Consider the following 22,984-nt stretch of genomic DNA (forward strand, 5'->3'; position numbering starts at 1 on the left):
AAGTGATTTCGATGTGACGATACAAGATAAATTAGACATGCTATTCATTTGTTAACTGGTACTCTAATTCTGCCACTCTCTGTTTGTACTCTTCGATGGTTAATGCAAAAGAATTGTGCTGGCTAGCCATATTGGATAGCCTTTCACGAAGCTCAGCTACTTCGCTCTTGTACTTTCTTTTCAATTTAATTTCTTTTTTGAGTCGTAACCTCAGTTTTGAAAGAGCGTCTGAGGAGTGTTCGGGTATCATACTCACTGAATAGCTTTGTTTTTTTAAAGCCCAAATTTTTTCGACAATATCTTCGTAATAGTATATTGAACCGCTGCCTAGGCCTGCTTCCTCCTCAACCGCTTTAACCGAGAGCTTTTGGGAGTACGGGACAATTGTTGTGGCTTTATTCAGTATTCTGTCTAGAGCCTCTTCAATCCTCGCTCTCGTAACTTCTGATTTAGTCATCACTTCCCCCGTCTTGTTTGTACTCAGAAAATGGAATGTTAAAGAAGTGCATGACTCGCTCGGCTGCTTTAATTTGTGAAAGGTAATGGCTTTCAATAGAACTAGAAAAAGAATCTATACTCTTAAGGTATTTTATCTGCTGGATACATTGTTGGTGTCTTATTGACCAGCCCTTCGCTTGTTCTTCATCTATTAACTGATTTTCACATTTAAAACAATTTGCTGGTGAGGCGACCTTGCTCATTTGGCATTGATATCCTGCTAAGCAATAGGAGTGTAACGTTCCTACAAAGTCTATTCTGCCAGCTTTAACGTGATTGTGAATTTCTTGCCAACTTTTATGCTCTGTTGGAATTGACCCTCTATCTTTCATTATTTCAAGGCCGCGCTTGCCAAATAATTTATCTTTTCGGTTGTACCACTTAAAAACAGTTTCAGTAATAACTTCATTACGAACATTTTTTATCAATTCTGACAGCTCGCTATCGGTATTAATCCCTCTAAGTACTGCTGCCGCACCGCCTTCTTCGTACCACTCACTGGTTGGTATATCCAAATGTTTAAACTGTTCTTTAACGGCTATCGTGGAACAGAGGTTGTGGCGTCTTACAAATACGGCAAAAGTTCTTCGAAATTGATGAGAAGTAATGGGCCATATATATCCAAGTGCAATTTTTTTATTAGATAAAACAGAGTTTTGGTTTGGGTTGATCAAGTAAAATTCTTCAAGGGCCTCGTCATCTACAATTGCTCCTGCCTCTTTAGCTATCTCATTAAATTTGTTGCGAAAATGCCCTTCATAGATGATCTTTGGAGCTTCACTTTTCTTTGTTTGAGTAAGCCATAAACAACTCGCCTCGTGGTTTTTCATCGGGTCTGGATGATTGAACAGTTGTTCTCGCATATATTGCGTCAATGCCTCAGCGAGTGAGATGGCGTCTCCTACGATAGTTGTTGTTACCCACTCAGATAGTTGTCCTCGTCCTTGTGTCATCTTGTGGTGGTATGATTGTACAGTGTGAATGATTTTACCGTTGTACGTTCTAGTCTTAAAACTATCGGGATGCAAAGAGTACAGTTCGCTGCGTCGCATTCCTGTAAATGCTGCGCAAACGATATAACAAGCGGCCTGGATTTTTGATAACCACGACTCAAATTGTCGCCAGGGTAAAATATGTTTTTCTAATGGCGTCCCTTGAAGATACAACTCAATAATGGATGAGTAGCTCTGAGGCTTAGCTTTATTTACCTCTACCCTATAGTCTGCGGAATTTGGGGTTAACCACTTCCAACTCCCGTCATTTATTTTGCGATCAACAACCTTTTTGCCTACTTCGTAATTTATGCGCAACTCTCGTATCAGTTCACTTAGCAAAACTCTATACGGATAGAGTTTTTCAATATAATCGATTGCTCTCGAATAAATTTTCTCCATGATACTTGTAGGCATAGCGTAAAACTGATTTGGTTTAGTCTTTTCAACCGCGCAGCATTCAATTGCTAAGGCTTTCGTGCTTTGATCGGTAGGGATTACTAGGCCTATGGGAAGAATGTGATCCGCCCTTTGTACTTTATTCAACATGCTGAATATCTGGACGGTGTTGCCATAACTGTATTGCAAAGATGTTAAGTATGTACAAAATTCATAAAACAAAACGGCATGCGACAGTTTGGAAATGCTAGCCCATTTCATTTTTTCCAAAAACTTATAGACTTGTAGCAACTTACTGTGCTGAAAGATAATTGTTGATGGCTTCAGTGGGTAAGAGTTCCCTCTGCCTGCATTAGTGTAAAGCCAAGAAAAACAAATCATTTTCAACTCTGTAGCAAGTTCAAAAGAACTGATCTCTGAAAAAGTGATTTTATCCTTGTTGGTTATCTTTCTATCTATGTAAGCAGATAAAATCCACTCTTCATCGCCAAAGTAGCTAACTGTAGTCCCCGCATGGTCTTTAGTCACTGGCACGTTATCTAGATACTTGAAGTCCAACTTACTATAGGATTCAAGTACTTTTTGAAAACCATCGAGGTTTTCATTCACTACATTTCCAGGAAGACTAAGAAGTATTTGCATCGTGCTCTCTAAAAGTTGTAATTTATACCTTCAGGCCAAATGGGGTGACGACCTTCCTGTTTGAGCTTTTTAGTTGCTTTACGGCGTACCTTCGGGTCAACGCTAAAAATACACAAGTCTATTTTTTCAACCAGTGAAGCAAAGTTTCTAACGAACTGAGAATGACTTTTATGGTCGATAATTGACTCCTCAATTACTTCCCGAAAACTCATTAAGCACCAAATATCCTCAACTTCTTCGATAATTACCTGATTGGGGCAATCGAAGCAATTCAAGATATCGGCACAAGCCAAGTGATCAACATCAAAGTGCATTGGACTTAAATTCATTTTTCGTTTGTAAACACTAGCTTGTTTACCGAAAGGAGAAATACATCCAGAACCAAGAGCTGTCTTTTGAGAGTGCTTATTTAAGTCACCATACTTAGCAAGAAATTGCTCATAGGGAAGTACTTCAACATCCAGTTTCGATTTTGCATAGCTTTTCGCCTGGGCAAGGTCAGAACATCGTGCAACAGCTTCCAATGTATGAGTGGCAGCTTGTAATTGCCTTTTATTTTCTATCGGATTACCCGTAGTATAGTGCTGACGGAGAGTCTTTGGTGTATTGCCTAATAAAATAGAAGCGCCAGCATAGTCGCCTGTTAAATCTAAGTATCGAGCACTGCCAGTCGCCCTGAATCTCTTTGCCATAGGCCTGAGCGGTAGGTTGTCATCCGTAACTAAATTAAAGGTGGATTGGAGCCAAATACTAGTATGTTTTAGATGACTTGGTTCAAGAGGCTTTAACTTGCCCCTACAAGCCATAAAAAACAAATGCTCGTTATTCGGCGCGATAGTGTGACTTAACTTTAAGAGCTTCTTTATGAATCGCAGTGAATGTTTTGGTACATTTTGACGATTGTTTTCTCCAATTGATATTGTTACGTACTTATTCGCTCTGGCTTTTAAAACGCTTTGTGAGTAAATGTGTTCTTCGTTGAAGTTACTTTCCTTAAACTTTTTCATAGATAATAAGGACGTCATGTTTCCCCAGGTAAAATAAGACATGAGGAAATAACCAAGTGAAAAACATTTTGTGATGGCCCCCGCAACTTCTATTCTCCGGGGCCCGAAAGCAATTTCTGCAGTTGCAACTCTTGGCTCTGTGTACAAGTGCAGTTCTGGAGTGCTGAGTATTTGTTCAAAGAGCTTATTAAACGTTGAGTAGATTGGTTTTAAAAGGGACTTGAGTTCAAAGTCTGAATAGCCCTCAGTAGGGTTCAGCTCGCGTCTGAAAAGACCTCTCGGAGAAAACCAATCCTTGCAAGGTAACCCTAGTATAGTAAGCATGCACTTTATAGAACTTGTTCTTTTTCGAGCTGTATTGACGTTCAAGGAGCCAAGCCTCACTTTTTCGACCTGATGCCTTTCCCACGCAACTATGGACTCGCGTGTTTCCAAGTCGAGATTCGATGAATCTACAAATTTTACATATCTTACAAGATCATTGACGTACCCAAATTTCGTCCTGTCTGAGTAGGTTTGATCATCATAAAGAGCTGTAAACCAGCGTCGAACAAGTTCGTCTCTATTTGCATATTTACCACCAGTTAGTTCCTTTTTTTTTGGCACATTGAAGTATCGAAATCTATTGAAGTCGAATTGCTGATACCGAGCTATCCCTACTTTCAAACTAATGATGAGGCTTTTATCTTGCTCAGATTGACTCATATAGCGACTCTTCAAGAATGGTATCTAGAAAGCTTGCTGCTTCTCTAACGTTTTTTTACGCTCCAAGAAGTCGACGTACTTCCAAGTTGTTGCTTCACTACTGTGTCCCATCCATGCCATCATTTGTGTTACTGCGTCTTTTTGCATCCCTATCTCTAAAAGCGATGCAAGGCGGTACGTACAGTACGTGGCTCTGAGGTCATGAGTGGTATGAGAAAATAGCGAAGACGTTTCACGCTCAACAGCGTTTCTTAATCTTCTAAACGATTGCTGAACGTTGTTAGGACTAAATGGAGCACCTGATTTCGAGACTAGCAAAAATGAACTATTGTTCTTTTTGAGCCTTAGCCTGCGCCTTTTTGATTTTGCATAGCCAACAAGTAGAGCTCTGAGGCTGGGAGAGATTTCGACTTTTCTTTCTTTTCCATACTTTGTAGCTACACCATTCATCGGACCAATTTTCACTTCTGATTTATCGGAAAACTCAAGTTCCCACGCTAAACATAATGGGAAAGTACATGCTTCCTGTAATCTCAAACCTGATTGTACTTGCAAGAGTTGATGGATTATAAACTCTATGTTGAACGTGGAGAGTGCTTTCGCAAAGGGCTCTAGCTCATTTTTTGATAGCGGATTGAGTGATTGCACTCGCTCTTTTAAAGGAACTTTTACGCGAAGGTCCGTGCTACTGACAATGTAATGAGGGTTAAGATGATTCATCATTCTGGTGTTTCTGATTTTCACCATCTCGTAGTCAAATGGTTTACCGGATTCGTTAACGTTAAGAAATTTTTGGTGAATACACCACTCGTAAAACTTTACGACATGCCTCATGTAAAGAGATGCCGTAGAGAACTGGATTTGTCCTAGCCTTGCGTTTGTTAGTAAATTATCGTTTCTAAACCTATAGGTAGGTCTTAAATATTTAGCAGTCGGAAATTTATCCCAAGATAATGAGTTTTCTTCCAAGAAATTAAAGTAGCGCTTTAAAGCACGAACCGTGGAGTTTAAATCTTTCGCCTTCCTGTAGTTGACTAGATGATTTATCCAAAGATTTACAGGTGTAATATATTCGTGGTTTGAATAGTAAAAAGTTGGGATACCTTCCAGCTTAATATGCCCACTATTGGGTACCGAAAGGGGAAGCACAGAGAAGGGATTTGATTGAATCACGTAAGTCATGTACTACCCCGAATGAATCTAAGAATTTCTAAAGGGTAGTACATTTTCCAGAAAGTGCTCAGCTACAGTCTAACATTCCAGAACGCGATCTACATAGTAACAAACTCTTCTGCACTGGTAGGGTGAATAGCTACACACGCATCAAAGTCAGCTTTAGTCGCGCCCATTTTTATGGCAACGGCGAAGCCTTGCAGAATTTCATCCATGCCGTGCCCAATACCGTGAAGACCTACCACTTTTTGGTCTTTACCCGCGCATACCAGCTTCATCTTTGTCATTTGGCGGTGGCGGGTTACCGCGGTGTACATAGACGCAAAACTAGAGGTGTACACTTTAACGTTGTCTTCACCGTATTCTTCAATAGCTTCTGGCTCGGTTAAGCCAATAGTGCCAATGGGTGGATGACTAAAGACCACGGTTGGAATCATTGAATAATCCATGTGAGCGTCTTTTTGGCCGTTGAATAAGCGTTCGCTTAGCAAGCGACCTGCTTTAACTGCCACTGGAGTAAGCTCTGCTTCACCGGTAATATCACCGACCGCGTAGACATTCTTTGCCGTGGTGTTTTGATATTTGTCGACCTTAACCGTGCCGTTGTCGTTCAGTTCAACGTCGGTATTTTCAATATCAATTTTGTCGGTAGAGGGTTTACGGCCAATCGCCCAAATCAAGCAGTCAGCTTTTAACACTTCGCCATTGGTTAAGTGTACTGATAGCTCGCCATCGTCAGCTTTTTCCACTTTCTCTACGCTAGCATGGTCGTGCAATTTGCAACCTTCAGCGTGGATCATGTCAACCAAAGTTTCGTGAATAATAGGGTCGAAATTTCTAAGCGGAGCGTGTTTGCGAACTACCAGATGCGATTCTGTGCCAAGGGCGTGAAGAACGCCGGCTAATTCCACTCCAATGTAGCCTGCGCCAACCACGACAGCGCGCTTCGGCTGCTCTTTTAAGGCAAAGAAACCATCAGAATCAATACCGTACTCAGCACCTTTAATATCTGGGATGATTGGGCGGCCGCCTACAGCAATCGTAATATGATCAGCCGTGTACTTTTCGCCGTTGACTTCTACCGTGTTGTTATCGATAAACTTCGCGAAACCGCGAATTAAGGTAACGTCATTTGCGGTAAGAGCGCGGTCGTAAGAAGCATGAATACGCTCAATATAAGCCTGGCGGCTGGCAATCAGGCTGTCCCAGCTAAAGTGATTTACCGACAAATCGAACCCGTATTCAGGTGCATAGCGATGTATGGCTTCAGCCACCTGTGCTCCGTACCACATGGCTTTTTTAGGCACGCAGCCAACGTTCACGCAAGTACCGCCAATATCTTTCGCTTCAATGATGGCGGCCTTCTTTCCGTGTTTAGCTGCACGGTTTGCAGATGCGATACCACCGCTGCCACCGCCAATACATATATAATCAAAATGTGTCATTCAAAAAGCCTTCTTTGTCGGTTAGGCGAACATAAACGATAAGCATAGATGCCTTCGGTAGGTTCGCACAGCAAATCATTCTCTATCGGTCTTGTCATAAAGAGTGATTAAAAGACCGAGATTTGCTTTAGGGAATTTCATTTAGTTTATCAATGGGGACAGTGCAGCCTAATTAAAAGGCTAAGACAAAGCGAAGCATATTATGCATCGCTCATCCTGCTTTCAGCACGAAACTTTTAAAGCTTATTCACTTATAGTAGCAGAAAGCTCTTCTGGTTCTATTTGAATACTAAACGCTTTTCCACGTTCTTCTTCAAAGTGTACGAGTTTTTGAATGGTGGCATCACTAAACACATGTCCCTCAGGAAGGATAAGGATGTGACTATCGTTATACAAATTTTGGGCTAGTACCATGCCTGCTTTGAGCTGCGAGGCTTTCAATGATGTAGAAAGCAGTTTAGATGTCGTTACATCTTCTGCTTCGAGCAACAGGTCCAAAAATTCACCGTCATAGCGGGTGTTTCTGTGCTTTTTCATTTCTAGTTTGGCATCGCGAGGGCTCATTTCGATACCGCTCATTCTGCCGGTTACTAAGCGCCAGTAATCTCGGGCTATGGCCAAGATACGCGCGCCAGCAGGAATTTCTTTTGCAACTTTGTTATACAAGCCTGAGCCATTATAGTGCTCGAACTGAAATTCAATAATGTCAGAAACTTGATGTAGTTCGTGCGCCGGAGCAAGTATTAACGCAGCCTGCTTGGTTTGCGATAGATAGTTTTGCTGCTGTTGATATTTAAGCTTTGAAAATGGCGCCTTAAAATCTTCGCTTTCAAGCCCTAGTAACCCAAGCTCGCAGATAAGGCCCGCATAACGCACCTGTTTGATTTCTTCTTTCTCTAACCGAGCAATACGCGCTAGTTTTGATGCCAACTCGCTAACCTCAATGGCAAACTTACCATTAATGTCAGGGTTAATGCTTATCACGTTGAACAGCACCTGCTCCATTGCAAGGTTGTGTTTTTCGATTTTATTTAGCGCCGCTTTTATTTGGCGCGTGCGCTTTTTAACCACTTGTTCTAGTGAAGCATTTACGTCGCGTAGCTTTTTATTTTGCAGTCGTGTTAGTTTTTGAAGACGAAGGTTTTCCGCCTTTAACTTAACGCGTTCTAAGCCTTCTTCTACAACAGCGATAAGCTCTTGGTTGTCCCATGGCTTTTGCAGGTAACGGTGTATCTTGCCTTGGTTTACAGCCTTAATGGTCGATTCAATGTCGGCATAGCCCGTTAGTACAACTCTAAAGGTTTCAGGATAATTGGTAGCGACCTGTTCGAGTAATTCCGCACCTGACATCTGCGGCATTTTCATGTCAGAAATAACAACGTGAACATCGTGTTTACTCATTAAATCTAACGCTTTGGCACCACTATCAGTAAGCAGTAAGGTGATATCCATAGTGAACAGAGCACGCTTAATAGCGCGAAGGATATTCGGTTCGTCGTCGACAAATAGAACCGTGTAGGTCGTGGCTTGTTCCGTAGTACGCTCTGTCATGAATTATTATCCTTATAAGCGACGTTACAACTATTACACGCAATGCTGCTTGATAACACTATTACTTGCTTCATCCTTCGCTCTCTGACTTTTTATCTGAATCTGAATTAATGGGGAGCGCTAAGGTGAATACGCTTCCTTCCCCCTCTTTGCTGGTGGCTGAGAGCGTGCCGCCATGCTCCTGAGCAATGCCAAACGAAATTGAAAGACCTAAGCCAGTGCCTTGCCCTTCAGGTTTAGTTGTAAAAAATGGATTGAAGAGTTTGTCTAAATGACTTGATGGAATACCGCAGCCAGTGTCTTCTACACGAAGCTCGACAAACTTGCCCGCAGTACAGGTGGTAATAGTTATCTTACCGTTCTTACCCGTGCTCTCTATCGCTTGACCCGCGTTAATGAGTAAGTTGGTAACAACCTGAGAAACCTTGCCTACATTCATGGCAACGTCAGGGACTTTGCCTAAATGCGTTTCGACAGTACAAATATACTTTAATTGGTTGTTCACCATGGCAAGGGTAGTGCGTACACAATCATTAATGTTGTGCTGCTGCATGTGGTCACTGTCTACACGAGAGAATAGCTTTAACCCTTTTACAATTTCAGCAACCCGACTTAAACCGTCTCTCGAATCGCTGAGGAGGTCGGTGATATCTTCATTGATAAACGCCATATCCTGATTAGCTAACATTTTTTCTAGTTCTGATAAGGCAGAAGCACGCTTACCCTCGTCTTGCTCATTAAGCACCGCGTTAATTTGTGAGAATGTCATTTGGTAGGTAGCAACGTACTCGCTTAAGGTGGATATGTTGCTGCTGACAAAACCGACAGGATTGTTAATTTCATGGGCGACCCCCGCTGCTAGCTGGCCAACTGACGCCATTTTCTCAGCTTGAAGTAGTTGTACCTGGGTCTCTTTTAGATCTTTATTGGCCTCTTGGAGTTGATAGTTTTTCTGATGCAGCAATGCGGTTCTATCCTGAACCTTTTCTTCAAGTAGCGTGTTAAGCTCTTTAAGCTCATCTTGCGCGTATTGACGCTGCGCATGTTCTTCTTTTAAACGCTCAACCAGTTGATTAAATGCCTCTGCCAGTTCGCTTAACTCATCAGTGCCGCGCACGGGAACAAAAACATCTTGATAGCTGTTGTTTTTCACTGCATCACCTAAACGTTTAGCGCCTTCGTGTAATTGATGAAGCTGCGACATCAGGTAAGAACCAAGTAAGTAAGAGCACAATCCGACCAAAATAAATTCTAGAAAAGCCAGTGTAACTGTCCAGTTTCTCACCCTTGATACAGATTCAGTTACTGAAGCAATGTTAAGCCCAATCTCTACATATCCGTACAAAGTCCTGTTCACCATGATGGGGGCTCGGGTGTTGTAAATACCATCATCAGCGTCCGAAACACTTGTGTCGGCAGTAAAAGGGCGGTTTAGTGCGTTGGTGTTACCCTTTTCTACGAAAACTCTGCCTAATTTGTCTTTAACTTTGACGTAAGCAATATTGGGGTTGGTAAGAATTTCTGAGACGTCGGCATCTAGAGCTGCAAGGTCATAACTTAAAAAGGCATTTTTTGTCGTCGAAACAAAAAGGGCAACTGTGGTGTCGGCTGACTTCTTTATATTACTGTCGACAAGGTCATTAAGTAGCTGAAACACCGTCACAATGAGCACTAGCAGCAAAAGCGCTGCTATTGATGCGATGCCTGTTATTGTTTTTATACGCAACGAAAGTTTCATACGAGTCTACTCATAAATACGGCCTCGATAGCGATGCTATTCCCAATGCTCTCACGTCGTCCCAATCACTGTCGTTTGACGCTATAAAGCCGTTAAATCCAATACCTTTTAAAATCCAAGACTTACTTGTGTCATTCGACAAAGCAAGTAATGCATTAAGAATAGCTTGTCTGTCAGCGAGTGCCATATTTGGATGGGTTGCGATAGCATGAGGCGTATAACCTTTGCTCTTCCAAAGGACACGTAATTCTTGTTTAACGTCGTCAGGTGAACTGTTAAGCGTACGGACAATGCCACCCCCAGCATTGAAAAAGCCCCTTTGTACTGCGAGGTACACAGAGTCATGAGAATTGACGTAGCGCGGTACAAAAGCAATGCTTTTCATCCGCAAGTGAGCGCTTGTGATAATTGTGGCAGCAAACGCAGCTAGCGCTGGGAAGGCTACTTCGGTACCGCTTAAGTCATCCAGAGAGCGTATGGGGCTGTCTTTATGTACAACAAGTAAGCCGCGAATTTCTTTATCGCGTTGGCGCGCAAGCGCGCGGTATCCCGCAGATTCATTAAAGACCACAAAGTGGTAGGGGTTCATGTAGGCAATATCATATTTGCCGTCGGCGAGATTAGCCTCGAAGGTGGGAATGTCTTTTGCAGTTTTAAAATCAATCTTAAAACCGGTGTAATTGCTCACATAGTCGATTAAGGGTTGCCATGTTTCAGCCATTTTCTTGGCAGACTGCTGAGGTACAACAGCAAAAGTAAGGGGTTTAGCATTTGTCGGTAATGCGCAAACACCTACAAGCAAACTTAAAAGAGCGAATCGCGATAACCAAGCCATAATGTCACTCCCTTTAAATCGATTTACATCGACATAAACTGCTCAAGGACCATTGTTAAGTCATGATTTGAGAACGGCTTTTGTAAGGTGGCATCAGCCCCTATCTCAAGCGCGCGCTCCAGGCTAATTTCATCGAGTGCCGATATGACCACAATTTTGAGATCTTTATATTTACTTTGATCTCGCGTGAATTCGATAACGCTGTAACCGTCCATGCCTGGCATACTTAAATCGAGGGTCATGACTTTGGGCTCGTATTGGCTCAGCATAATCCCCGCTTGGAAGCCGCCTGTAGCGATATACGACTCATAACCCGCCCGTCTGGCCACGCGCTGAATAGACTTGGCAACTGGCATTTCATCGTCAACAATTAATATTGAGGGCGTGGCAATGCCTTTCAATGAATCGGGAATTGGCATGTCGTGTCGTTCAAGAAAGGCGACAAAATCTTCTACTAATACTCTGTTGTTTCCACGCCCAGGAAGTTTGAAGCCTTTCAGCTTGCCGCTTTCGATCCATCGAATTACGGTGCGCAGATTTACATCGCAATATGAGGCTATTTCGCCTGAGGTCAACGTTTTCATATCTATGCCTTGTAGATTTATTAATCGAAATTATAGACGCTGAACAGCGAAGGGACAAAGTAGACAAAAGGATGAAATGTGACATTTGTGACAGAGCTTGGCGGAGCTGACTGTGTTGTTCAGTTTTTATGAGGGGCATTAAGAAAAACGGTGCAGCGGCATTCATTGAATTCGTAAATATAGGCAATAATCATGATCCATGCACGTTGACGGCAAGTAAGTTCAAAATAGGTCAACAGTGGCTAAAACAATAGCTTGCTTTTAATCAGCGAAGCCCCATCATTATTCTATCAACGTGTTAAGAGTGAAAAAGATTATGACAACCCCTGCAATTGAAATGGTAGATGGTCTACCAATTTTTTCTGCTATTGAACCTGCCTCTATTAAGCCTGCAATTGAAAAAGCCATTGCGGCGTGCAAAAGCGAAATAGAAGAGGTCGTGGCGTCGAAAGATTACTCTTACCAGAATTTAGTGCTGCGCCTTGAAGAGGCCGATGATCGTTTAAGTAAAATATTTTCACCCGTTTCGCATATGAATAGTGTAGTGAGCAGCGATGAATTGCGTGAAGCTCACGATGCGTGTTTGCCATTACTATCTGAATATGGAACTTGGGTAGGCCAGCACGAAGGCCTTTACAATGCTTACGCTTCCCTTAAAGCGTCTGACGAATTTGCGACCTTAAGCGAAGAGCAGCAGAAAGTGATTGAAAACGCCGTTCGCGATTTCACATTGTCAGGCGTAGCGCTTCCCGCAGAGCAAAAGAAGCGTTTTGCAGAGATCCAGGCAAAGCTTAGCGAGCTATCGTCAACCTTTTCCAATAATGTGATGGACGCCACTATGGGCTGGACTAAACACATTACCGATGAGGCTGAACTTGCCGGTATGCCAGAGTCAGCCCTTGAAGCAGCGGCGCAAGCTGCGCACCAAAAAGACTTACAGGGCTGGTTGTTTACATTAGACATTCCGTCTTATTTGCCAGTCATGCTTTACGCCGATAATCGCGAACTTCGCGAAGAAATGTATCGCGCCTATGCAACAAAAGCGTCCGATCAAGGCCCTAATGCGGGTAAGTGGGATAACACCGATATAATCAAAGAGACCTTAACGCTGCGTACTGAACTGGCTGAATTGTTAGGCTTTTCAAGTTATGCAGAGCGTTCACTAGCGACTAAAATGGCGGATTCTACCGATCAGGTCATCGGTTTCTTACGTGATTTGGCGGCTAAGTCTAAGCCTCAGGCAGAGAAAGAGCTTGAAGAAGTACGAGCGTACGCGAAAGACAAGCATGGTGTCAGCGAGCTAGCGGCATGGGATTTACCGTATTACAGCGAGAAACTGAAACAGGAAAAGTACACGATTTCTGATGAAATGCTTCGGCCTTATTTCCCTGAAGATAAAGTGCTGTCTGGTTTATTCGAAGTTGTACATCGCCTGTACGGCTTAAAAATTATTGAGCAGCCTGGCATTGATACATGGCATAAAGATGTACGTTACTTCACCATTACTGACGATGCTGATGTGATGCGCGGCAGCTTTTACCTAGACTTATACGCACGAGCTAAAAAGCGTGGCGGCGCGTGGATGGATGAATGTCGAGTTCGTCGTGAAAAAATGAATGGCGAATTGCAGCTACCCGTTGCGTACCTTACCTGTAATTTCAACGCACCTGTAGGGGATAAGCCAGCGCTATTTACCCACGATGAAGTGGTGACCATGTTCCATGAGTTTGGTCATGGGATCCATCACATGCTTACTAAAATGCGCGTAGCTGGTGTGTCCGGTATTAACGGTGTGCCATGGGATGCGGTTGAACTGCCAAGTCAGTTTTTAGAAAACTGGTGCTGGGAAGAAGACGCGCTTAACTTTATCTCTGGTCACTATGAAACTGGCGAACCGCTTCCTGCTGATTTACTGGAGCGTATGCTTGCTGCACGGGATTACCAGTCAGCGATGCAGATGGTACGCCAGCTTGAATTCAGTCTTTTCGACTTCTTACTGCATAGCGAAAAAGGCAGTGAGGTAGACGTACAGGGCACATTGGATAAAGTGCGTGAAGAGGTGGCCGTGGTCATTCCTCCATCGTTTAACCGTTTCCAAAACGGCTTTGGTCACATATTTGCTGGTGGATACGCAGCGGGCTATTACAGCTATAAGTGGGCCGAGGTGCTTTCTGCCGACGCGTACAGCAAGTTTGAAGAGGATGGCATCTTTAACCGCGATACGGGCAAAGCGTTCTTAGAAAACATTTTAGAAATGGGCGGTAGTAAGCCTCCTATGGACTTGTTTGTTGCTTTTAGAGGGCGCGAGCCCCAAGTTGACGCTTTGCTTCGTCACAGCGGTATTAAAGGCTAGGCACACATGAAAGAGTCTAAGTTAGAGTCTTTTCAATCTATCTACCGCCGAGCGTGCGAGCGCAAAGGCGGTGAAAGGGTGCTTGAAGCCATGCTCCAAGCGCCACTTTCTAAAGCGCAAATTGAAGCAATTCCTGACGACCGCTTTTTAGCGGCGATGACCAAAAAAGTGTTCCAGTCGGGCTTCGTGTGGCGAGTTATCGAGCAAAAATGGCCCGACTTTGAAACCGTATTTTTCGGGTTCGACATTGATAAAGTGTTGTTGATGCCCGATGAAATGCTAGAGCAAAAAGCGTCAGATAAGCGCATTGTTCGCAACTATAAAAAAGTGATGACAGTGCGTGACAATGCCATGATGATCAAAGACGTAGCCCTGGAGCGCGGTAGCTTCGGTAAGTTCGTAGCAGGCTTTGAAAAAGACAATATCACTGAGCTTTGGGCGTTTTTGAAAAAACGCGGTGCGCGATTAGGTGGCAACACCGGCCCCTACATGCTTCGTGCGCTAGGTATAGACACGTTTTTATTCTCTCGTGACGTGGAAGATTACTTGCGAAAGAATGAAATTATCGACGGTGGCTTAACCTCGAAAAAGTCGCTGTCGGCGGCCAATGCGGCATTTGCGCAGTGGCATGAAGAAAGCGGCCGTTCTTTGCAAGAGATCAGTGCCATTGTTGCCTATAGTTGGGGCACAAACAATCAGGTAGCGTAGAGCAAGCTGCTCTAGTCTTCTAAACAAGCGAGCTTGTGCCTTGCAGGCTCCGCTTTTGTAAAGGCCAAAGGCTTGATTTACATCAGGAGACAGTCAGGCATAAAGCTTTTGCTTGAGCACACAATCCTATACACTTCGGCATTAATAAAAATATTCAAATTACAGGACTGTCATGAGCGACAATCAAACTCCCGCTACGCAAGCAGACTCTGCAATCGACAATGCTACTGAGCACACAACGCACTTTGGTTTCAAACAGGTGGATAAAGGGCAAAAAGCCTCTTTAGTTGCTAATGTTTTTGACTCTGTTGCAGCAAAGTACGACGTAATGAACGACCTTATGTCGATGGGAGTGCATCGTTTATGGAAGCGTTTCACAATAGACTGCAGCGGTGTTCGCGCGGGTAATAGAGTATTGGATATTGCCGGTGGTACTGGCGATTTAACCGCTAAGTTTTCACGTTTGGTAGGCCCGACTGGGCGTGTAACCCTTGCCGATATCAACTTGTCTATGCTGAAAGTAGGCCGAGATAAGCTGCGCGATCGCGGCTTGGTAAGCAATATCGATTATGTGCAAGCTGACGCGGAAGCATTGCCTTTCCCCGACAATCATTTTGATGTGGTGACCATGGCATTCGGCCTTCGCAACGTAACGGAAAAGCAAAACGCGCTTAATTCTATTTTTCGCGTGTTAAAACCAGGCGGCCGTTTACTGGTATTGGAATTTTCTAAGCCTACGTCAGAGCAGCTCAGCAAACTTTACGATATGTACTCGTTTCACATTTTGCCAAAAATGGGTCAGCTAGTGGCGAACGATGCAGAAAGCTACCAATACCTTGCGGAAAGCATACGTATGCACCCAGATCAAGAAACCTTGAAGGGGATGTTCGAGCAGGCTGGCTTTGAGCAATGTGATTACCAAAACCTGACTGGCGGTATTGTAGCGCTACATAGAGGTTATAAGTTTTAATGCCTACTTCTGCGCTGGTTACCGCAACGGCTGAATCGGTTTTAAACAAGTTGCTGTCTTTAGACGAAGACAGCGAAGTAAGGCTAAAAGCGCTTGCTGGCGCCAGGCTTACCGCGTTCATTTCGCCGCTTCCTTATGGTATTACGCTGTCGTTTTCTGACCGTATTGACGTACTCAGCGAACAAGGCTCGTTTGAAGACGCCGTCGCGTCCCTTGGGCCGAAAGACTGTTGTATTAAAACGTCGCTACAAACCTTGCCAGAGTTAAAAGAAACCAGCCAGTTGACTCGTCTTATTCAGCAAAAGGCCCTCTTTTTGGAAGGAGAGCTCTATGTTGCTCAGCAGGTCAGTGCCTTGTTTCAGCAGCTCGATATCGACATTGAAGAGTTGCTGGCACAAAAGACCAACGATGTTATTGCCCATCAGACCGTGAAAACGGTGAAAACCGTGCATGAGAAGTCGATGTCAGCGCTAGCGTCCATGGCGAAGGTATTCGGCAACGCCGTAGTAGAAGAAAAGCAGCTTGCTGCACACAAGCTGGCGGTTATGCACTTTAGTGACGAAGTTAATGCGCTTCGCGATCGAGCAGAAAGTGCTGATGCGAGACTGCGCCGCCTAGAAGAAAAATTTAAGTAAGATTGAGAGAAACAGGCTCATAAATGCGTATTGTTAGGTTATACCGAATTAACAAGGTATTGTTGGAACACGGCTTAGACGAACTTATTCCAGCAAAGTGGTTACCCTGGTACGCGCGGGCTATGCGTCATACCATTTTTTGGGTGCGAAACAAGCACAAGGGCAAGTCAGCCGGCGAGCGTATTACCCTTGCACTACAAAATCTTGGGCCTGTTTTTATTAAATTCGGCCAGATGCTCTCTACCCGCCGAGACTTGCTTCCCCCTGCCATTGCTAACGAACTTGCCCGTTTACAAGACAAAGTTCCGCCGTTTTCATCTGACGCTGCACAAGACATTATCAAGCAAGCGTTGGGACTTTCTGACTTAAGTGAATTATTCAGTGAATTTGAAAAGGCGCCGCTGGCGTCTGCCTCTATCGCCCAAGTTCACGCGGCAAAGTTAAAGCTTAACAATGAAGACGTTGTGGTAAAGGTGTTGCGCCCAGATATTCGCGATACCATCGTGGCGGACATGGAGCTATTGTTTAGCTTGGCTAACGTGCTTCAACGCTGGCTTCCTGATGGCAAACGACTGCGTCCTGTAGAAGTGGTTGTGGAATACCGCAAGACCATTGTTGATGAGCTGGATTTACTGCGTGAATCTGCAAACGGTATTCAGTTAGGGCGTAATTTTGAAGGTTCAGACGCGCTTTATGTACCTAAAATTTACAGTGACTATTGCCGCAATAATGTGTTGGTTATGGAGCGTATTTACGGTCTGCCAATCTCAAATATAGACGCATTACTTACCCAAAATACCAATATGAAAAAATTGGCCGAGCGCGGTGTGGAAGTATTCTTCACTCAGGTATTTCGCGACAGTTTTTTCCATGCAGACATGCACCCGGGCAATATCTTTGTATCTACCGAACACCCTGAAAACCCCAAATATATCGCCATCGATTTTGGCATTGTGGGTACGCTCAACCGTGAAGACAAGCGCTATCTGGCTGAGAACTTTATTGCCTTCTTCAACCGCGACTATCGCAAAGTCGCGCAGCTTCACGCCGACTCAGGCTGGGTACCGCAAGATACCAATATCGATGAGTTCGAGATGGCCATTCGAACCGTATGTGAGCCGATATTTCAAAAGCCATTAGCAGAAATATCCTTTGGTAACGTGTTGCTACAGCTTTTTAATACAGCACGACGTTTCAATATGGTGGTTCAGCCACAGCTTGTGCTACTGCAAAAAACATTGCTGTATATCGAAGGATTAGGCCGTCAGTTGTATCCTCAGCTCGACCTTTGGAAAACCGCTAAGCCGTTTCTTGAAAACTGGATGAAAGAGCAGATTGGCTTTACCGCCATGATGGGGAAGGTGAAAGACAACTTACCTTTCTGGTCTGAAAAACTACCTGAAATGCCAGATCTGCTGTACGACAGTTTACAGCAGATGAAGCGCTTGCCATTGCAACAACAAAGGGCACATTTGGCACTGCTCCAAGAGCAAAAGAAAACAACTCAGACCACTCATTTAAGCGTAGTGGGCGCCACTTTTGTGTTAATGACAGCAATACTGCCAATGTACGATTTATCATGGTATTTCCCTGCAAGTACAGGTGTAATTGGCGCAATTTGCTGGTATTTGGCCTGGCGGAAAGGGCATTAATTTTTGTTACGCTGCGGTGAAATATTTATGAAATCCGTAGTTTATCAATTAATTTGTATAGTAATCGTCCCGAAGAGTGTTATAGTGGCTATGGCTCTAAGCCAAAGTCTTTAAATAGACGCGATTTTGTATTATTTGCTATATGTTAAACCACTCGAGTTACCCGGTAATTTGTTGTAAGTTGTTTGTCCATTCGTAAGTAAGACCCAATACTCCGCCAATTTAAAGACTCTAAAGAACTTAGTTACACGCGCTTATGCGCAATTTAATACGATATTTGAGGTCTATACGACATGTCTAAAGTTACAGGCACAGTTAAGTGGTTCAACGCTGATAAAGGTTACGGTTTTCTAACTCAAGATAACGGCGGTAAGGACGTATTCGTTCATTTCCGTGCGATCATCTCTGACGGTTACAAAACGCTTCCAGAAGGTCAGCGAGTAGAATTTGAAGTTGAAGAAGGTCAAAAAGGTCTTCAAGCTGCTAACGTGCAAGCTATCTAAGAATTCAAAAACGGCGGTCATTTGACCGCTGTTTTTCTTTCTAATGTCTGTATTTCTACACCCACACTTAATGCGCGACAAAGCTTTTAGTCCATACCGCTTCGGTATATTTCATGTTCAACGAATAACGCTTTTCATCAATAGCTAGTCTACTGCGTAGCTATCGCTTTTCTCTCTCGGCTACACCACATAAGCACTCGTTCACCCCAATAAATTTGAAGCTCGCAGCATATTCCTAATATCAATACGCCACGGTATTGCGTAGTCATAGCGTTTAATGCTTTACTCATTACAACGCCCATTTGGGTAATACCAGTCCGCACAGTTAATTACCCACTCGGCGAGACTCAAAGTGTTCGTAATCGCGGCGATAAATACGTCTACAGGGAGTGCTTAATGCGCAAGACATCAACTATTCGATCTTCATTGGCCACCGCGCTACTTATTCTTAGTTCAAACCTTGCTTATGCTGCTCAGGCAAATGGACAAGTTGATGAGCAGGGTGTTTTAGCAATGGTGCTTAATACCGAAATCCGAATGGCAGATGTCGTGCCTAGTGAAGAAGAACGTAAAAACTTGAAGCAGCAAGCGAAAGACAATTACGCAGGTATGCTTGATTATGTGGTCCGTGTAAATGCGTCTAACAGAATTTATGAGCTTGTTTTAGAGGACTATGCAAAACAAAAAGGCATAACTGTTAATCAAACACTGGTAAGCAAGTTTATCGAGAAGTTTGAAGGTCAGGTTTCAAGTGAAACGACCACGAAACCTATTAAAGAGATAGCGACCAAGCAGGTTATGCAGTTTCAAACAGAAAAAGCGATGTATGAAGAATTTGGAGGGCGTGTTATCTTTCGCCAGTCTAACCCGCAAATGCCGATTGACGCTTACAATACACTGCTATCTCGCTATCGCGATGCAGGTAAACTTAGCATAATAGACGAGGACTTGCGGGATGCATTTTGGGATGTATTCACGCCTCCCTTTCAGTACGAAATTACACCAGAAAATGTTGACTTTAATCAGCCTTGGTGGCTTTAAATAGCCTCCATAAAAGTAAAGCGCCTGACGTAATTCGCTGAAAAACTAAGAACATGGAAATAAAGGGCAACATCTCACTATGCGTAGTGAAAAAATAAGCGGTATAGACACAATAGATAAAGCCATTTTGGCCATGCTACAGAATAACGCTGACACGCCTGTCGCAGAAATCGCTGAGCAAGTTGGGCTTACGGTAACGCCCTGCTGGCGACGTATTCAAAAGCTAGAAGAGAAGGGCATAATCTCTAGGCGAGTAGCGCTGTTGCAAGCAAAACACCTGGGGCTGGCCATGACCGTTTTCGTGCAAGTAAAAGCGGGCAGACATGATGGAAAGTGGCTGGCAAGTTTCGCTAAACACGCCGCATCATTTGATGAAGTTGTTGAATGTTATCGTATGTCTGGCGAATACGATTACCTGCTAAAAGTCCTCGTTACCGATATGGATTGCTTTGATCATTTTTATAAGCGATTGGTTAACGGTATAGAATTTTCCGACGTCACTTCAAGCTTTGCAATGGAGCAGATTAAGTACACAACCTCGGTACCGTTAAACCACATTTAAAATCCAAAAAAAAGGGGCCGGTTTGATGGGCCCCATATAAATTAATGATTTTGGTCTTCAACGTGCTGGTCGGCGAATATCTTGGATTTCTTTTTGATTTTACATCCTAAGATACGCTGCGCATTTTTACGGCCGATATAGTGAGCGACTGTGTAGGGGTGCGCGCGCTTGAAGAACCGTGAGAACGAATGGAATACATTTTCCATGGTATTGGCTCCTTCTATTAAAAATTGCCCCAAATAAAATATAGTAATATTACAGTTTGATGTCAACAAAATATTTAACGGTAAGTAACGTTTAAATTTTGATCACACCTTAAGGGGAGACTAGCTAACGCTAAACATCCTCTAGTCATTGGTATACATTGTTCGAGGGAAAGGATCATATTTTGATCGCAGGTTTTCAGATCGAGTTCGTGGGTAGGTGATACTGGTCACCGCAAATGCCCCAAGCACAGGAAAGGCCGCGGGAACCGCAAGAAACTCGCAATGTAAAGCGTTTAGTATAGCGCTGAATAGAAAGTGAACACCATTGAATTTCAATGATGTTCACTATTGTTTTAAGTAATTGGGATCTGTTGCGATCCCATCAACAAAGGCTAGTAGTAAGAAAGCTTCTCTGATTTACCGGAGAATATTTTATATACCATGGCCGTATAAGCCAAAATAATAGGTACAACAATAACTACGCCAACAAGCAAGAAGCGCAGAGAGCTTGCATCACTAAGCGCATCCATCACCGTCATCTGTCCAGGGATGATAAACGGATAGTAGCTTATGCCAAATGCGGTGAAACAAAGTAAAAATACTAGAAGGGCAATAAAGAACGGAAGCCATTCGCCTTTCCCTTGTGCATCAGGCAGTTTTTTAAGCAACACACCACATAGTGCTAAGAGCGCAAAACACGCTACTGGAATAGCGAAAAGCACATAGCCCCAAGGAGCAGACAACCATAAGTCTCGCACGTCATCGTGTAAGGTTAGGTTTGCGATACTTACCGCGACAATCCCTACTGCCAGTACCCCTAAACCTCTTCTGGCCCAGTAATACGCTTTTTGTTGAAGCTCACCTTCGCCTTTAAGTATTAACCAGCACGAGCCAATAAACGCATAAGCAGCCGTAACACCAAATGCAGCGAGAAGTGCAAAGCCTTGCGCCCAAATATCTGTGCGAAGCCCCGTCACGTATATACCTAACATATACCCTTGAGCTAATGTGGTTAAAAGCGAACCGTATTTGAATACCATGTCCCACTTACGCTTTTTCACCTGTACAACCTTGGCGCGAAAATCGAACGCTACGCCGCGCAAAATAAGCCCTAATAACATGAAGGTTGCAGGCAAGTACAAGGTTTGTAAAAACTCACTATGGGCTTCAGGGAAAGCAATAAGCAGTAGACCTATGGCGAGCACAAGCCACGTCTCATTAGCATCCCAGTAAGGCCCTATGGAGGCTATCATGTCATCGCGAAACGCTTCTGTTCTTGGCGGGATAAGTACACCCACACCCAAGTCGTAGCCATCTAAAATGGCGTACAGCAATACAGATAGACCAAGTAAACCCACATAAATATTTCCGAGCATTTCTGCTGATACATTTTCAAACATGTTTGCTCTCCTTAAACCGTGCTTGGGTCTGGGTCAGTAGGTTGCATTTTTGCCTTGGCAACTTCGCGCTCTTCCGTCGTTATCTCTTCAATTTCAACGGCTCTTCTGCACATCAACATAAGTGTTCCCATGTATGCGATTAGAAGCACCGTATAGATAACAAGATAGAGCGTGAACGACAGAGCAATATTCGCCGGTGGTAACTGGGTAACGGCATCAGCGGTTCTTAATACACCACTTACCAAATAGGGCTGACGGCCTATTTCCGTTACGTACCAGCCTGCTAACGTAGCAATCCAGCCGCTAAACGCCATGCCTGCAAACGTGCGTTTAAGCCAAATTGGGAAGTCTTTGTTACGCATAAGATAAAGACTGCCAAGCCATGACACAGCGAGCATCAACATGCCCATACCCACCATAACCCTAAAACCGAAGAAAACAGGAGCAACGGGCGGATGCTCTCCTTCAAACTCATTTAACCCCTTAATCTCGCCCTTAAGTTCGTGAGTAAGAATTAAACTTGCACCATAGGGAATGGGAATTTCAAAATGATTCTCTTTGCTTTCTTCGTCAGGAATTGCAAAAAGCAACAAAGGTGCGCCTTCAGTGGTTTCCCAAAGTCCTTCCATCGCCGCTACTTTCTGAGGCTGATGCTCAAGCGTATTTAAACCATGCATGTCACCAGCAAAAATTTGTAGCGGGATTAACACTGCCGCCGTATAGGTGGCGGTTTTAAGCGCGAGCTTAGGTGCAAGCTTGTCGTCGCCTTTAAGCATGCGGTAGGCCGAAAGCCCAGCTATCAGGAAGCTGGCCGTCAGTCCAGACGCTAACATCATATGTACAAAGCGGTAAGGGAAAGACGGGTTAAAGATAATTTCTTTCCAGTTTGTGGCATACACCACACCGTCGACCACTTCAAAACCCTGCGGGGTTTGCATCCAGCTATTTAAGGCTAATATCCAGAACGCAGAAGTAGTGGTGCCAAGTGCAACAATAAGGGTTGAAGCCGTATGCAGCCAGTTCGGAACACGGCGTATGCCAAACAGCATGATGCCTAAAAACGTGGCTTCTAAGAAAAAGGCGGTAAGTACCTCATAACCGAGTAGTGGCCCCGCCACATTACCTACTTTCTCCATAAATCCAGGCCAGTTAGTACCAAACTGAAATGACATGGTGACGCCGCTTACTACACCCAAGGCGAAGCTTAGGGCAAAGACACGTACCCAAAAGCGATACATACGCATCCACACAGGGTGACCTGAAATATTAGAGCGCAGCTTAAAGTAAAATAGAAACCAGCCCATCGCCATGGTGATGGTTGGAAACAAAATATGAAAACTAATATTTAACGCAAATTGTAAACGAGACAGCAAGAATGCATCCAC

The 22,984-nt window shown here is 43.9% G+C and carries 21 protein-coding genes; 8 read left to right on the forward strand and 13 right to left on the reverse strand.

Features of this window, described 5'->3' with window-relative positions:
- Positions 1-40 precede the first annotated feature (40 nt).
- From QME20_RS07465 to QME20_RS07505, 9 genes are all read right to left on the reverse strand, one after another.
- The gene (locus QME20_RS07465) at positions 41-457 is read right to left on the reverse strand and encodes a hypothetical protein (RefSeq protein WP_236547131.1); all 417 of its coding nucleotides are present in this window, start codon (positions 455-457) and stop codon (positions 41-43) included.
- Positions 450-2,498 (reverse strand): integrase, encoded by a 2,049-nt coding sequence (locus tag QME20_RS07470; protein WP_239247440.1) that lies wholly within the window; start codon positions 2,496-2,498, stop codon positions 450-452. Before QME20_RS07470 ends, QME20_RS07465 begins: the two co-directional genes overlap by 8 nt.
- A 41-nt stretch (positions 2,499-2,539) precedes the next feature.
- Positions 2,540-4,243 (reverse strand): hypothetical protein, encoded by a 1,704-nt coding sequence (locus tag QME20_RS07475; protein WP_239247441.1) that lies wholly within the window; start codon positions 4,241-4,243, stop codon positions 2,540-2,542.
- 24 nt (positions 4,244-4,267) lie between these two features.
- On the reverse strand, positions 4,268-5,425 hold the full coding sequence (locus QME20_RS07480; protein ID WP_281715709.1) for a site-specific integrase: 1,158 nt from the start codon (positions 5,423-5,425) through the stop codon (positions 4,268-4,270).
- An 89-nt stretch (positions 5,426-5,514) separates the two neighbouring features.
- Positions 5,515-6,861: a glutathione-disulfide reductase gene (gorA, locus tag QME20_RS07485; protein ID WP_239247445.1), complete on the reverse strand. Its 1,347-nt coding sequence runs from the start codon at positions 6,859-6,861 to the stop codon at positions 5,515-5,517.
- A 243-nt stretch (positions 6,862-7,104) separates the two neighbouring features.
- The gene (locus QME20_RS07490; RefSeq protein WP_239219287.1) at positions 7,105-8,412 is read right to left on the reverse strand and encodes a response regulator; all 1,308 of its coding nucleotides are present in this window, start codon (positions 8,410-8,412) and stop codon (positions 7,105-7,107) included.
- Between the two features lie 70 nt (positions 8,413-8,482).
- Positions 8,483-10,150 (reverse strand): ATP-binding protein, encoded by a 1,668-nt coding sequence (locus QME20_RS07495; RefSeq protein ID WP_239247449.1) that lies wholly within the window; start codon positions 10,148-10,150, stop codon positions 8,483-8,485.
- Positions 10,151-10,160: 10 nt separating this feature from the next.
- Complete coding sequence (locus tag QME20_RS07500) at positions 10,161-10,985, reverse strand: phosphate/phosphite/phosphonate ABC transporter substrate-binding protein (RefSeq protein ID WP_281715710.1); 825 nt, start codon at positions 10,983-10,985, stop codon at positions 10,161-10,163.
- 23 nt (positions 10,986-11,008) lie between these two features.
- A complete protein-coding gene (locus QME20_RS07505; protein WP_014977552.1) occupies positions 11,009-11,569 on the reverse strand; it encodes a response regulator in 561 nt (186 codons plus the stop codon).
- A gap of 316 nt (positions 11,570-11,885) precedes the next feature.
- Between QME20_RS07505 and prlC the strand changes: the two genes are divergently transcribed.
- From prlC to QME20_RS07535, 6 genes are all read left to right on the forward strand, one after another.
- The gene (gene prlC / locus QME20_RS07510) at positions 11,886-13,922 is read left to right on the forward strand and encodes an oligopeptidase A (RefSeq protein ID WP_101566077.1); all 2,037 of its coding nucleotides are present in this window, start codon (positions 11,886-11,888) and stop codon (positions 13,920-13,922) included.
- Positions 13,923-13,928: 6 nt separating this feature from the next.
- Positions 13,929-14,630: a DNA-3-methyladenine glycosylase I gene (locus QME20_RS07515; protein WP_281715711.1), complete on the forward strand. Its 702-nt coding sequence runs from the start codon at positions 13,929-13,931 to the stop codon at positions 14,628-14,630.
- Positions 14,631-14,802: 172 nt separating this feature from the next.
- Entirely contained in the window at positions 14,803-15,600 is a 798-nt protein-coding gene (gene ubiE / locus QME20_RS07520; RefSeq protein ID WP_061095989.1) for a bifunctional demethylmenaquinone methyltransferase/2-methoxy-6-polyprenyl-1,4-benzoquinol methylase UbiE, read from the forward strand.
- The gene (locus tag QME20_RS07525) at positions 15,600-16,235 is read left to right on the forward strand and encodes an SCP2 sterol-binding domain-containing protein (RefSeq protein ID WP_168533334.1); all 636 of its coding nucleotides are present in this window, start codon (positions 15,600-15,602) and stop codon (positions 16,233-16,235) included. The genes ubiE and QME20_RS07525 overlap by 1 nt, the downstream gene beginning before the upstream one ends.
- A gap of 23 nt (positions 16,236-16,258) precedes the next feature.
- Positions 16,259-17,887, forward strand: a complete 1,629-nt coding sequence (gene ubiB, locus QME20_RS07530; RefSeq protein WP_239219271.1) for a ubiquinone biosynthesis regulatory protein kinase UbiB — start codon at positions 16,259-16,261, stop codon at positions 17,885-17,887.
- Positions 17,888-18,180: 293 nt separating this feature from the next.
- Complete coding sequence (locus QME20_RS07535; protein ID WP_012519905.1) at positions 18,181-18,390, forward strand: cold-shock protein; 210 nt, start codon at positions 18,181-18,183, stop codon at positions 18,388-18,390.
- 149 nt (positions 18,391-18,539) lie between these two features.
- Here QME20_RS07535 and QME20_RS07540 read toward each other — a convergent pair whose 3' ends face one another.
- The gene (locus QME20_RS07540) at positions 18,540-18,680 is read right to left on the reverse strand and encodes a hypothetical protein (protein WP_239219269.1); all 141 of its coding nucleotides are present in this window, start codon (positions 18,678-18,680) and stop codon (positions 18,540-18,542) included.
- Between the two features lie 106 nt (positions 18,681-18,786).
- On the opposite strand from QME20_RS07540, the gene QME20_RS07545 reads away from it, so the two are divergent.
- Entirely contained in the window at positions 18,787-19,431 is a 645-nt protein-coding gene (locus QME20_RS07545) for a hypothetical protein (protein ID WP_239219267.1), read from the forward strand.
- A gap of 79 nt (positions 19,432-19,510) precedes the next feature.
- Positions 19,511-19,993 (forward strand): Lrp/AsnC family transcriptional regulator, encoded by a 483-nt coding sequence (locus QME20_RS07550; protein ID WP_080752387.1) that lies wholly within the window; start codon positions 19,511-19,513, stop codon positions 19,991-19,993.
- Positions 19,994-20,034: 41 nt separating this feature from the next.
- On the opposite strand, the gene QME20_RS07555 is transcribed toward QME20_RS07550, so the two are convergent.
- The 3 genes from QME20_RS07555 to QME20_RS07565 form a co-directional block, all read right to left on the reverse strand.
- Complete coding sequence (locus QME20_RS07555) at positions 20,035-20,199, reverse strand: hypothetical protein (RefSeq protein WP_014950935.1); 165 nt, start codon at positions 20,197-20,199, stop codon at positions 20,035-20,037.
- A gap of 392 nt (positions 20,200-20,591) precedes the next feature.
- Positions 20,592-21,599: a cytochrome d ubiquinol oxidase subunit II gene (locus QME20_RS07560; RefSeq protein WP_014950934.1), complete on the reverse strand. Its 1,008-nt coding sequence runs from the start codon at positions 21,597-21,599 to the stop codon at positions 20,592-20,594.
- A gap of 11 nt (positions 21,600-21,610) precedes the next feature.
- Positions 21,611-22,984 carry a cytochrome ubiquinol oxidase subunit I gene (locus QME20_RS07565; protein WP_014980453.1) on the reverse strand — a complete coding sequence of 458 codons (1,374 nt, stop codon included), beginning with the start codon at positions 22,982-22,984 and terminating at the stop codon, positions 21,611-21,613.

It is taken from the genome of Alteromonas sp. CyTr2, assembly GCF_947311905.1.
GTDB classification, from domain to species: domain Bacteria; phylum Pseudomonadota; class Gammaproteobacteria; order Enterobacterales; family Alteromonadaceae; genus Alteromonas; species Alteromonas macleodii.

Coding starts and splice junctions, on each gene's coding strand:
- QME20_RS07465 (WP_236547131.1), bottom strand. CDS start 457: ATGACTAAATCAGAAGTTACGAGAGCGAGGATTGAAGAGGCTCTAGAC.
- QME20_RS07475 (WP_239247441.1), bottom strand. CDS start 4,243: ATGAGTCAATCTGAGCAAGATAAAAGCCTCATCATTAGTTTGAAAGTA.
- QME20_RS07480 (WP_281715709.1), bottom strand. CDS start 5,425: ATGACTTACGTGATTCAATCAAATCCCTTCTCTGTGCTTCCCCTTTCG.
- gorA (WP_239247445.1), bottom strand. CDS start 6,861: ATGACACATTTTGATTATATATGTATTGGCGGTGGCAGCGGTGGTATC.
- QME20_RS07490 (WP_239219287.1), bottom strand. CDS start 8,412: ATGACAGAGCGTACTACGGAACAAGCCACGACCTACACGGTTCTATTT.
- QME20_RS07495 (WP_239247449.1), bottom strand. CDS start 10,150: ATGAAACTTTCGTTGCGTATAAAAACAATAACAGGCATCGCATCAATA.
- QME20_RS07500 (WP_281715710.1), bottom strand. CDS start 10,985: ATGGCTTGGTTATCGCGATTCGCTCTTTTAAGTTTGCTTGTAGGTGTT.
- QME20_RS07505 (WP_014977552.1), bottom strand. CDS start 11,569: ATGAAAACGTTGACCTCAGGCGAAATAGCCTCATATTGCGATGTAAAT.
- prlC (WP_101566077.1), top strand. CDS start 11,886: ATGACAACCCCTGCAATTGAAATGGTAGATGGTCTACCAATTTTTTCT.
- QME20_RS07515 (WP_281715711.1), top strand. CDS start 13,929: ATGAAAGAGTCTAAGTTAGAGTCTTTTCAATCTATCTACCGCCGAGCG.
- ubiE (WP_061095989.1), top strand. CDS start 14,803: ATGAGCGACAATCAAACTCCCGCTACGCAAGCAGACTCTGCAATCGAC.
- QME20_RS07525 (WP_168533334.1), top strand. CDS start 15,600: ATGCCTACTTCTGCGCTGGTTACCGCAACGGCTGAATCGGTTTTAAAC.
- ubiB (WP_239219271.1), top strand. CDS start 16,259: ATGCGTATTGTTAGGTTATACCGAATTAACAAGGTATTGTTGGAACAC.
- QME20_RS07535 (WP_012519905.1), top strand. CDS start 18,181: ATGTCTAAAGTTACAGGCACAGTTAAGTGGTTCAACGCTGATAAAGGT.
- QME20_RS07540 (WP_239219269.1), bottom strand. CDS start 18,680: ATGAGTAAAGCATTAAACGCTATGACTACGCAATACCGTGGCGTATTG.
- QME20_RS07545 (WP_239219267.1), top strand. CDS start 18,787: ATGCGCAAGACATCAACTATTCGATCTTCATTGGCCACCGCGCTACTT.
- QME20_RS07550 (WP_080752387.1), top strand. CDS start 19,511: ATGCGTAGTGAAAAAATAAGCGGTATAGACACAATAGATAAAGCCATT.
- QME20_RS07555 (WP_014950935.1), bottom strand. CDS start 20,199: ATGGAAAATGTATTCCATTCGTTCTCACGGTTCTTCAAGCGCGCGCAC.
- QME20_RS07560 (WP_014950934.1), bottom strand. CDS start 21,599: ATGTTTGAAAATGTATCAGCAGAAATGCTCGGAAATATTTATGTGGGT.